Origin of the sequence: Enterobacter sp. Bisph1, assembly GCF_000814905.1 — a bacterium.
Taxonomy (GTDB): Bacteria; Pseudomonadota; Gammaproteobacteria; order Enterobacterales; family Enterobacteriaceae; genus Kosakonia.
Genome location: NZ_JXAG01000044.1, coordinates 61722 through 70928, shown reverse-complemented (window position 1 = coordinate 70928; position 9207 = coordinate 61722). Strand labels below are relative to the sequence as shown.

Genomic DNA, 9207 nt, shown 5'->3' with positions numbered 1-9207 from the left:
GATACAGGCGGTGACAAACGGCTTCACGCGCGGCAGCGTCACGGCGTAAATCAGCGGTTCGCCAACGCCCAGCAGGCCGGGGATGATCGCCCCGCGAATCTGATTGCGAATAATTGATTCACGCGCCGAGCGGAAGTAGAGCGCCAGCGCCGCGCCCACCTGGCCGCCGCCCGCCATCGCGAGGATCGGGAACAGAGAGTTAAAGCCCTGCGCGTCCATCAGCGCGAAATAGACCGGAATAAAGCCCTGATGCACGCCAAATACCACGGCAATCAGGAACAGACCCGCCAGCGCCGCACAGCCGAACGGGTTGCCGTTCAGGTGCAGGAACAGCCACGACATCCCTTTAAACAGCTCGCCGCCGAAAGGCATAATGACTGTAAAAGTGAGCGCGCCGGTGATCAGCAGCGTCACAAGGGAGGTGAGGATCATATCGAGGTTATCCGGCATCACCTGGCGGACCCGCTTTTCAATCCAGGCACCGAGGATCGCGGCGATCAGCACGCCAATAATATTGCCGCGCGGATCGATACCCATACCAAAAAAGGTATCGATGCCGGAGAAATAGCCCACCGTCGCCTGTGGGTTATAGCCCAGCACGAACAGCGCGGCGATAATCGCCCCGTTAACGCCGCTACCGCCGAAGGCTTTTTGCGCGTTATAGCCAATCAAAATCGGCAGGAAGGTGAACAGCCCTTTGCCGAACACTTTCATATATCCGACGATATGCACCAGCGTCGCGTTTTTCTCGGCGGCGTTGAGCAGCAGGCTCTGTTCAATCAGCGTGGCGAAGCCGAGCAGCATACCGGCGGCGATAAAACCGGGGATCAGCGGGGTAAAAATAGTGGCGAATTTCGCCAGAAACTGATGCACGCCGCTGGTCTGTTTCGCCTTCATTTGCTGCTTAGTATCCTGGGCGATACTCTTTAACGATGCCGCTTCTGCGGGGGCAGGCGCGCTGGCGTCACCGAGCATGGCGTTCATCATTTCTGCCGCCGTCTGCGCTTTGCCGGGGCCCACGATAATTTGCAGTTGGTCGTCACCGTTCACCACGCCGAGCACGCCGGGCAACGCTTTCAGCGCGGCGCTATCGATTAAGGTATCGTTGTGCAGGGACAAGCGCAGCCGCGTCATGCAGTTACCGCAGGTTTTAATATTCTCTTTGCCGCCGACCAACCGCAAAATATTCGCGATAAGTTGTTCGCTGATTTTGGCCATCATTTGACTCCCGCGTTGACCAGCGCCTGACGAATAAAGCCGCCGTTATCGGCCAGCAGATGCGTTGCCTGTTCAGCACTCAGTCCGCCCAGCACCATCACGATGGCGGTTTTGCAATGGCCGTTACAGGCCTGCAGCGCCTGCGTCGCCGTGGCGTTATCGCAGCCGGTGGCTTCCATCACGATATTGATCTGGCGCTGTACCAGTTTCTGGTTGGTGGCTTCCACATCGACCATCAGGTTGCCGTAAACTTTGCCGCTGCGGATCATCGCCCCGGTGGTCAGCATATTCAGCACCAGTTTCTGCGCCGTACCGGCTTTCATGCGCGAGGAACCGGTGACCACTTCGGCACCGACAACGGGCACAATGGCGATATCGGCAATTTTCGTCATTTCGCTGCCCGCATTGCAGGTTAATGCGGCGGTGGTGGCACCCAGCGTTTTTGCATACTGCATGGCGGCAATCACATACGGCGTGCGGCCGCTGGCGGCGATACCGACCAGTACGTCATTGGCATTAAAACTAAGCGCCTGCAGATCTTCAACGCCCAGCGTCAGGCTGTCTTCGGCGTTTTCCACCGCCTGCAGAATTGCGCGATGGCCACCGGCGATCAGGCCAACCACCTGTTCGCGCGGCGTACCATAGGTTGGCGGGCATTCGCTGGCATCAAGAATACCCAGTCGCCCGGAGGTGCCCGCGCCGCAGTAAATCAAGCGCCCGCCTTTTTGAAAGGCCGCTACGATGGCGTCCACCGTCTGAGCAATCGCCGGGATGGTTTTTTCCACCGCCAGCGCGACTTTTTGATCTTCGCTGTTGATAACCCTCAGCATCGCTTCGGTATCAAGCATATCAATGTCTGCGCTGGCACTATTACGGCCTTCGGTAGTCAAGCTGGAAAGATCAATGTTCATAAAGGTTTCGCTCACAGTATGGATGACGATTTTTTGCCCCGCTGCATATCGGCAACGGTGTGCTGTAGGAATAATATATTACAGTCGTAAGTAAAATTAAGAATAATTTATTCTTATCCCCGATGCCGCTATAGATTTGTGATGCGCTTCATACTGCGCCTGCATAAAGCAAACCGCGTACAGACTGCCTGTAATAGGACCGAATATTTGAGAAATAAATGGCGGGGCGCCAGCTCTTTTGGCAATGGGGTGCGGTTGAGCAGAGGGTGAGCCGTTAAGCGGGGAACCAATGCGAGACAACAGCAATGGGAAACCTATCCATCCCTTGCAGGCCTAAAACGGCAGCCAACCGGTTTCGCGGTGTAAAAAGCCTGACGCGAGCGCGTCAGGTTAAAGGCCGGGTCAGGGGGACTTTATACCCTTGAGGGGATGCGGTCTTATCGCTGTTAAAGCGCGATCCCTAGCTGCTTAGCCAGGCTACAGAGTTTATTGGCCCCATTAAAATTTAAATGATCTGCATCAGAAAAATCTTCTGGCCCGAATGCGTCGTGGGTAGAAAAATCTTTCATAAAAACAGTCGTATTGTCCGTAATACTTTCGATAAATTCCAGCGTTTCATTTTTCAGATCGCTCTCGAAGTTTTTAATAAAAAATTGAGTAAACGGCATAACAATAATATTCAGAGTGCAACCTTTTGCTTTTAGCAACGCTATCAAGGACGCGAGCACCTGTTTGTTATTTTCAAAGCTGTTTTTCCTTTTATACAGTTTTGATAGCTTCGATACGCGAGTTAAGATCTGTGTTGATGAATAAGTAAAATTTGTGCAAGTGGTTCTTTGATTGATGAAATCAACAGATTTTTTTAGCCGTGTTTCATCCTGCATTAAACCGTTGATACTGGATAACGCTTCATCACCATAATATTGCTGGTGAGTTTCTTGTGCGTAGATCTGCAGAATGAAGAGATCCAGAGGGCCAAGGATATACTGCTTATTGGCCTCGCTTATTATATCCCCTTCTTTACGTCTGAAACTGTATTCAATATTATTAATGCTGCAGAAAAAACGCGCAGCAGAGAAGGTGTTGACTCCTCTCATAGATAATTCATAAAAAACATCATAAAGGCCAATACACAAAATGAAATTTTTTATGCTGGTGGTTTCGGTTATATTTTTAATTATGCTGGATGAATAGGTGATATCACCCGAAAAAATAGAGAGGTTGACCGATTTCTCTAATAGTTCATCAGGAAAGCCCTGCCAGGCATAGGACGATCCGACAACCACGCTTTTTACATCGGACTGGCTGAGGGCCTTTTCATAACGCTCGGTAAGCAGCGGTATAAAGCCAATCACTTCGTTATACAAATCGTTATTTCTTTCTGGAAATTGTAGGGCGGTGAGAGCCTCAGGGAATTCTATATTATTCTTTTTAATGAAATTAAATCCAGTATAATCAGTCACTACGATGGGAATGGTGGTATCGTCCTCCAGATCGACACGCACGCTTTCCGGGTCTGTATGCTGGTTAATTTCAAAAACCGTGGTTTTTTCCACGTTAGTGGGCAGGAAAAGGGCGGTGCGCTGATATGCTGCCCAATCTCTACCAATGAATATAACGTGGCACGGATGTGATAAAAAATGGGCTATAAAGAACGCGTTTAAGTGGGCGATTAATTTCGCCACATCCTCAGCGGTGACATTTTTTTCAGAGCAATAGATCAATTCATTAATAAATGCGTTTGTAACCTTATCTTCATTTAAAAGATGACTGTTTGTAATAATTAACGCTTTCAGTTCATCAACGACAGCGTCATTTTCAAGCCAGCTGAGCTTTTGTGCAAGAAGGTGAATGTTTTTGAGAAAAAGAGCGGTGTTATTCATTTTTTCCTGTTGATCAATGCTTTAATTAAAACAATTTTTTTTCACTTGATTGTGAAGCCAACGGCAAGTTATCAGATATGTTATGTCGCCAGCTCAACAGGTAGCGCATTTTTTCGTAGATGAAACGAAATTTTCAAAGCTTCAAGGCAAATCCTGAACCGATATGCTAACTATGGCTTGCAAATATTAACTGTCGACGCTGTCAGGCAAGCGAAGGCGATAAATCCCTGTTTTCTTGTAAATCCGCCCTTTTCATGGGGAGAAAAATGCACTGCACTTATCGTAAATGACCCTGCACATATTCTTTTTCTGTCTCAATTTTACTCTGGCGTAAGCTGCAGTACCTGCATGAAGGAATAAAAACGCGGCGGCGTGCATTAAGCCAGGATCGGTTAAGTGCTTTAAAAGGCGGAGATATCATCTTGTTATTTCCGACTAACCGGCGTTGGGCTATGCTTAGCTGCATCAACTCAAGGGGAGAAAGCACATGCACTTTATGAACGAAGACGACAATAAAAAAGAGAAAGAGGGCGGTAACGTCTCTCAGCTGATGCAGCAAAAACTGCTGGATGCCCGCTCAATCATTATTTCCGGCGAGATCAACCAGGCGCTGACGGAGAAAGTGGTAACGCAGCTGTTGCTGTTGCAGGGCATTAGTGATGCGCCGATTAAAATCTATCTCAACAGCCAGGGCGGCCATGTCGAAGCGGCAGATACCATTCACGACATGATCAAATTTATTACCCCGGAAGTGCATATTATTGGCACCGGTTGGGTGGCCAGCGCCGGGATCACTATCCTGCTCGCTGCCAAAAAAGAGCACCGTTACTCTCTGCCGAACACCCGCTTTATGATTCATCAGCCGCTGGGCGGCGTACGCGGTCAGGCGAGCGACATTGAAATTGAAGCGAAAGAGATCATCCGCACGCTGGAGCGCGTTAACCGCATGATCGCCGAAGCGACCGGCCAGCCGGTGGAAAAAGTGAAGCAGGATACGGATCGTAACTTCTGGATGAACACCAAAGAAGCCATCGATTACGGCATCGTTTCCCACGTGGTGAAATCCTTCAACGAACTGAAGCTGGATTAATCTTTAATGCTTATAAGGCGAGATTATTTCTCGCCTTTTTTCTCTTTATCCTCGTCAAGATACCCTTCTCACTGACCGATAATTTCTGCACACTGTTCTTGTTTCTCATTATGGAGTGATGGCATGAAAAGCAGCATTAAAGCGGCGCTGATAATCACGGCGACGCTTAGCGCGCAGGTTTTGGCCGCGCAAAATAGCGTCTCATTTGATCATAAAGATTGGCAAGTGGTGTGCGACAACACCCTGACCTGCCGCGCGGCGGGCTACAGCGCCGAGGAAGAAGCCACGGGGTCGGTACTGATTACCCGCAAAGCCGGGCCGCAAACGCCCGTCACGGTGGACGTGGTGCTGGCGGAAATGGACGCAGACGACAACGCTACGCCGGTGAAACTCACGCTTTGGATCGAAGGTAAATCGTTAGGGGAAATTGCCACTGAAGATAGCGATAGCTGGCGTTTATCCGACGCTCAGGCGCAGAGCCTGATTGAGGCGGTAAAAGGCAGCGGTAAGGTTGAGTTTAAAGGCGGTGCGAAGCCGTTTGTGCTCTCCAACGATGGTGCATCCGCCGTGCTGCTGAAATTTGATGATGTGCAAGGGCGGGTCGGCACGCCGGGCGCGCTGAGTAAGAAGGGCGATAAAGCGGAAAGTTCAGTGACGGCCGCCGTTGCCGCGCCGGTTATTCAGGCGGTAGCGGTGAAAGGCGGTGAAGAGCGCACCCTCACCGAGGCGCAGGTCGCCGCGCTAAAACCACGCTTGCTGGCGGCGGTCAACGACGATAATGGCTGCGATCGGCTGGCCTCCCCGCAGGAGCAGGAGCAGGCTGTCGACGGCGATAACGATGTCACGCTGACGCCGTTGGATGGCAAACATGCGCTGATCTCCGCCCTTTGCTGGCGCGGAGCCTACAATGAAGGTTACGGCTATTGGGTCATCGATAGCGCGTTGAAGGGGACGCCGCAATTTATTACCGGCTCTGCCTCGGATTACAGCGACGGCGTTATCTCCCTGGGCCAGCGCGGGCGCGGGATTGGTGACTGCTGGGCCTCTGCCGAGTGGGTCTGGGACGGCGAAACCTTCCGTAAGAGCAGCGAATCCACCTCCGGCATGTGCCGCTACGTGCGCGCCGGCGGCACCTGGGATTTAACGGAATTTGTCGCGGAAGTTAAAGAGGCGAAGTAAGCCACATCGTCGCGTAGTGAGAATTTGAACGCTATTGTTATCAAAACGGCTGATTTTGCTAAGGATAGTGTTCATTTTCTTTTATCCAAAAAACAGGAAAGCTTGGCCGCAGCGTTTAATCTCTGAACCACCCTCGGGAGTTTTCAATGCTTACCAGCCTTAACCATTTAACTATTGCCGTAAGCAACCTTGCGCGCAGCGTCGAATTTTATCAGCACCTGCTCGGCCTGAAACTGCATGCACGCTGGGATAACGGCGCTTATCTCACCTGCGACAAACTGTGGATCTGCTTATCGGTTGACGCACAGCGGCAGTTTGTTCCGCCAACGCAGAGTGATTACACCCATTATGCCTTTAGCATTGATGAGCGCCATTTCGCCGATTTTGTCGCCCGTCTTGAGCAGGCGGGCGTTGTCAGCTGGAAAACCAACAAAAGCGAAGGCGACTCGTGGTATTTTCTCGATCCCGATGGTCACAAACTCGAAGCCCATGTCGGCAATCTTGCCCAGCGGCTGGCATCGTGCCGTGCAAAGCCCTATCAAGGGATGGTCTTTTTTGACTAACCGGGCGTACGCCCGGTTGCGTGTGTGGAGCGCCGCCAACCGACAGCTTAGAGCGCAGAAAAAGGGAGTAAGGCCGGGATCTGCGACAGCAGATAGAGTATCAAGCCAATTGTTCCGCCGACCAGCGTTCCGTTAACGCGGATATATTGCAGGTCTTTGCCGATATTGAGTTCGATTTGCCAGGACATATCCCGCGCGTCCCAGCTTTTTACCGTGTCGCTGATATGACGGGTCAGGAACGCGGCGAACTCCGGTGCCACGCGGTGCGCAGCCTGCTCCAGATGTTCATTCAGCGAGGCGCGCAGCGCGCCGTCTGCCAACAGGGTTTCGCCAAACCACAGACCCGCGTCGGTAATGCGTTTTTGCATCCGCGAATCTTCAGACTGCATATCGGCTTTCATCCAGTTGCGCAGATCGCCCCACATTTCACCGACGTAACGGTTAAAGGTCTCGTCGTTTTTCAAATACTCTTTGATGTTGTCGGCACGCTCGGCCATCTCCGGATCGTTTTTCAGATTGGCGATCAGCTTCATCGTGGCGCGATCGAAGGCCTGGCGGATCTGGTGCGTGCTGTCGGCATTAATATCATCCAGCAGTGAATTGACCGCATCAGAAACCCACTCCGCGCTCTGTTCCCCCAGCCACTCGGTGGGCAGCAGCTTCGCTTTCATCGGGTGATCGGTCTTGAGCCAGTGCACAATCTGGCGGGCAATAAATTCGCGGCTGCTCTCTTTTTGCAGCAGTGCAATAAGCTGGGTAATTAACGTATCCAACAGTTTTTGATGACGATTGTTACGCGTCAGGCTTTCCAGCAGCAGGGCGCTGGTCTGGGTAAGATCGACCTTATCGATGGCTTTATGCACCGCGCGACGTAATAAACGCTGGATGCGGCTATCGTCGGCCATCTCCAGAAAACCGCCGACCACCTGCAACAGGTGCTTGCCCACGCGCTGGGCGTTTTCTGGCTCGCTGAACCAAACGCCAATCATCTGCGCAGGCTGATGACGCTGGATCAAGGCTACCAGCGACTGGGTATCGAGAAACTTCTCCTGCACAAACTGGCCGAGGTTGTCGCCGATGCGATCTTTATTACGCGGAATAATCGCCGTATGGCGCGAGATAAACGGTAAAGGCACGCGGTGAAACAGCGCCACCACCGCGAACCAGTCCGCGAGTGCGCCGACCATCGCCGCTTCGGCAATGGCTTTTACCCCGCTCACCCAGAAGTTGGGCGGCAGGAAGAGCGTGGTGACAAAGGTCGCGGCCGCCACCAGCAACAGCGAGAGCGCCAGTCGCTTGGCACGCTTGAGTTCGGCTAATTTTTCCATCCGTTAAGCATAGAGCGGAACGCGGAGATGATGCAATGCGCGAATTTTGTAGCTACAATGTGGCTACACGTATTCAGGAGGGTGTTATGGATTCAGTTATTCGATCGCGTATCGACAGTGAATTGAAAGCGCGCGCTGGGGAGGTGCTCGAAAGCTGCGGCCTTAACTGGAGCACGGCGATACGCTTGTTTGCGGAGCAAATCGTGAAAAATGAAGGTATTCCCTTTGATGTGTCGCGTAAACCGAACGCGCGATTGCGCAAAGCGATGAGTGAAGCCGAAGAGATCGCAACCCACCAGCATGGACGCTTTGAGGGCATTAATCAGCTAATGGACAGCTTAAACGATGGTAAAGAGTAAACGCGCGCCACTGCCTTACCGCTCTGATTACACCAAAAGCTTTGTGAAAGCCTGGCAACGTTACAATAAAGCGGGCCGCAGAGATATGCATGAGACCGCCGCGATTTTATCTCTGGTGCTTTCGGGCGGTCCCCTTCCGCCGCAGTATAACGATCACCCCTTAAGCGGAAATTTGGCGGGTTTTCGTGAACTGCATATTGGTGGTGACTATTTACGGGTTTATCGTGTGGATGAAGCGAAACATTTGGTGGTGTTTACTGACCTCGGTACCCATGCGGAGCTATTTGAATAGCTTTTCTTAAAGCGTTTTCCACAATAATTAAATTCAGCAGTAGCATTTTCTTGGTAGATATTGAGTTGCAATAAATAACGTAAAGAAAAAGTCTAGGCAGGCCACGCATAATTCCCTGAGCCGGGATCGATAGCCATAATTGTACTCAATAAGCGAAATTTCCTGCGGCGCCCGCAGCAGGGTTGTTCAACCTATTGAATTAAAATAATAATGGTGAAAATGGCGAGGCGCATACATGCAGTGTCGTTATTAATGAGTAATAGTGTTCCACTATGTTATCGACATTATTAATTTCTTTTAACGGCTGCTGTTTTTTATCATCCCGTGCGTTTAATAAACGTTTTACCTCAGAACTCTCCGTATATACCCAACTTTACTTTCATC

The 9207-nt window shown here is 51.2% G+C and carries 9 protein-coding genes; 5 read left to right on the top strand and 4 right to left on the bottom strand.

Annotation, left to right across the window (positions count from 1 at the left end; genetic code table 11):
* From murP to RW65_RS14995, 3 genes are all read right to left on the bottom strand, one after another.
* The coding region (gene murP, locus RW65_RS15005) for a PTS N-acetylmuramic acid transporter subunit IIBC (RefSeq protein WP_039057586.1) at nucleotides 1–1218 on the bottom strand (1218 nt) is incomplete at its 3' end.
* Nucleotides 1218–2129: an N-acetylmuramic acid 6-phosphate etherase gene (gene murQ, locus RW65_RS15000; RefSeq protein ID WP_039057585.1), complete on the bottom strand. Its 912-nt coding sequence runs from the start codon at nucleotides 2127–2129 to the stop codon at nucleotides 1218–1220. The genes murQ and murP, both read right to left, overlap by 1 nt.
* Nucleotides 2130–2575: 446 nt before the next feature.
* On the bottom strand, nucleotides 2576–4012 hold the full coding sequence (locus RW65_RS14995) for a hypothetical protein (RefSeq protein ID WP_039057584.1): 1437 nt from the start codon (nucleotides 4010–4012) through the stop codon (nucleotides 2576–2578).
* A gap of 487 nt (nucleotides 4013–4499) precedes the next feature.
* Between RW65_RS14995 and RW65_RS14990 the strand changes: the two genes are divergently transcribed.
* The 3 genes from RW65_RS14990 to RW65_RS14980 all read left to right on the top strand — a co-directional run bounded on the left by RW65_RS14990 (nucleotide 4500) and on the right by RW65_RS14980 (nucleotide 6844).
* A complete protein-coding gene (locus tag RW65_RS14990) occupies nucleotides 4500–5102 on the top strand; it encodes an ATP-dependent Clp protease proteolytic subunit (RefSeq protein WP_039057583.1) in 603 nt (200 codons plus the stop codon).
* A gap of 123 nt (nucleotides 5103–5225) precedes the next feature.
* Entirely contained in the window at nucleotides 5226–6281 is a 1056-nt protein-coding gene (locus tag RW65_RS14985; RefSeq protein WP_039057582.1) for a DUF1176 domain-containing protein, read from the top strand.
* 146 nt (nucleotides 6282–6427) lie between these two features.
* Entirely contained in the window at nucleotides 6428–6844 is a 417-nt protein-coding gene (locus RW65_RS14980) for a FosA family fosfomycin resistance glutathione transferase (RefSeq protein WP_039057581.1), read from the top strand.
* A 47-nt stretch (nucleotides 6845–6891) separates the two neighbouring features.
* Here RW65_RS14980 and RW65_RS14975 read toward each other — a convergent pair whose 3' ends face one another.
* Complete coding sequence (locus RW65_RS14975) at nucleotides 6892–8172, bottom strand: DUF445 domain-containing protein (protein WP_039057580.1); 1281 nt, start codon at nucleotides 8170–8172, stop codon at nucleotides 6892–6894.
* Nucleotides 8173–8258: 86 nt separating this feature from the next.
* On the opposite strand from RW65_RS14975, the gene RW65_RS14970 reads away from it, so the two are divergent.
* Together RW65_RS14970 and RW65_RS14965 are read left to right on the top strand one after the other, a co-directional pair.
* Nucleotides 8259–8531 carry a type II toxin-antitoxin system RelB/DinJ family antitoxin gene (locus tag RW65_RS14970; RefSeq protein WP_039057579.1) on the top strand — a complete coding sequence of 91 codons (273 nt, stop codon included), beginning with the start codon at nucleotides 8259–8261 and terminating at the stop codon, nucleotides 8529–8531.
* The gene (locus RW65_RS14965; protein ID WP_039057578.1) at nucleotides 8518–8823 is read left to right on the top strand and encodes a type II toxin-antitoxin system RelE/ParE family toxin; all 306 of its coding nucleotides are present in this window, start codon (nucleotides 8518–8520) and stop codon (nucleotides 8821–8823) included. Before RW65_RS14970 ends, RW65_RS14965 begins: the two co-directional genes overlap by 14 nt.
* Nucleotides 8824–9207: the final 384 nt, after the last annotated feature.